The organism is Ignavibacteria bacterium (assembly GCA_016873775.1).
In the GTDB taxonomy this organism is placed as follows: Bacteria; Bacteroidota; Ignavibacteria; order UBA10030; family F1-140-MAGs086; genus JAGXRH01.
This window is the reverse complement of the sequence record VGWC01000146.1, coordinates 1-1,847: the sequence shown is the minus strand read 5'-3', so window position 1 is coordinate 1,847 and position 1,847 is coordinate 1. Positions and strand designations below refer to the sequence as shown.

General features: G+C 38.0%; 3 protein-coding genes. All 3 read left to right on the top strand.

Translation table 11 applies throughout. The features are described from left to right. Positions 1-349 precede the first annotated feature (349 nt). Positions 350-553, top strand: a complete 204-nt coding sequence (locus FJ218_11435; protein ID MBM4167514.1) for a DUF350 domain-containing protein — start codon at positions 350-352, stop codon at positions 551-553. Between the two features lie 13 nt (positions 554-566). Further along, a complete protein-coding gene (locus FJ218_11430) occupies positions 567-1,130 on the top strand; it encodes a transglycosylase (GenBank protein MBM4167513.1) in 564 nt (187 codons plus the stop codon). A gap of 1 nt (position 1,131) precedes the next feature. Further along, positions 1,132-1,847, top strand: a 716-nt coding sequence (locus FJ218_11425; protein ID MBM4167512.1) for a methyltransferase, incomplete at its 3' end; no start/stop codon positions are given.

Here is a 1,847-nt window from a genome sequence, read left to right as displayed (position 1 = left end):
CCCGAAGGGGTTAAATATTCAACTCCTACGGAGTTGTAATGTATCTTTTCCTGTTTGCTATTAACATTAAACGCCTATGGCGTTTAGGTATTGTTAGGAATAACGATTCTATTAACATTCAATCCCTACGGGATTTTTTGTATAACGAAGAAATGAAATTGCAAATAACGCAAAAGAATCAATCGCCGCATTTCATCGAGGCGAGTTGAAAAGCGAAACAGCGGAAGAACTCATCGAGCGTTTGCATACATCACTTTAATAAAATCACGATAATCGCTTCGTCAAAACTTTCCGTAACAAATAAATTTTCATTCTCAATTTTCAATTATACATTATCAATTTACAAACTATGGACTACACAATCATCATTCTCAACTTTGTTTACGCGCTTATTGGGTTAGGCATTCTCTATTTTGCGTATTGGATATTCGACAAGATGACTCCGCAACTCGATTTTCCTGAAGAACTGAAAAAAGGAAATCTCGCCGTAGCAATTGTTATCGGTGCATTGTTTATTGCGCTCGGAATAATTATCGGCGGAGCGCTGAATTAGGAAAAAGGAATTTATGATGTTGAAATTTTTTCTTATTCTTTTTTTGCTTTCCGTAGAAAAACTTTTTGCAATTGATTTTACAAAACGCTACGACGATTATTTTCGTAAATATAGCAAGCGGTATTTTGGCGTTGGTTTCGATTGGCAAGTGTTCAAAGCGCAATCCATTGCAGAAAGCGGTTTGAATCCCGAAGCGAAAAGCGGAGTTGGCGCGATTGGTTTAATGCAACTGATGCCGTCAACATTCAAAGACGTGCAATCGGCAAATCCGGCATTCACCAATATTGATGACCCGAAATGGAACATCGCCGCGGGGATTTTGTACGATAGGCAACTGTGGAAGCAATGGGACGATGAGCGTGATTTGGAAAATCATTTGAATTTTATTTTTGGAAGTTACAATGCGGGACTTGGAACAATTCGGAATGCAGAAAAAATTGCAACGAAAAAAAACCTCGATGGCAAACAGTGGAAACACATCGAAGAAATTGCTCCATCAGTTCCGAAATGGCGACACGAAGAAACGTTGAATTATGTGAAGCGCATCAAAGAATATCACGAATCATTGAAGAAATGAAATGCTTGCTCTTTCGCATTATCAAGTTTCGCCAATCCTGCAAGCGATTAAACAAGGAAAAGATTCTGCGCTCACTTCTTCCGATTTAGGTGTTAGGGAAATCGAAGTTGCAATCCTTCCCGACAAAATAATTTTTCCCGATTCGTCAGAAATCCGTTTTGAAACGTTGAATGAAATTTTCGACGAGAAGAACGGATGTTTTCTTTTGCAGAATTGTGCGGCAAAAAAAATCCAAATGTATTCCGAAACGACTGGAAGATTTTATTCGCTTTGTCCAACAGAACAATCTCCTACGCTTCTTGTTTCGGGAAAAACAATGCACAGAATTGTTGGAACAAATCCTACGCTTGATACAAAAAGTAAAATAAAAACAATTACACCGATTCGAGGACGAGTTCTCGATACGTGTATGGGGCTTGGTTACACTGCAATTGAAGCGTCGAAAACTGCGGATGAAGTTGTTACGATTGAGTTTGATAAAATGGTTGAAGAAATTTGTCATCTCAATCCGTGGTCGGAAGAATTATTTTCCAACTCCAAAATTAAAAGGAGAATTGGAAATAGTTTTGAGGAAATAAAAACGTTTGATGAAAACTATTTTGATTTCATTATACACGACCCACCGATGTTTGCGCTTGCAGGAGAATTGTATTCAGAAGAATTTTATCGAGAAGCGTTTCGTGTGTTGAAGAAGAGAGGAAAAATGTTTCACTACAT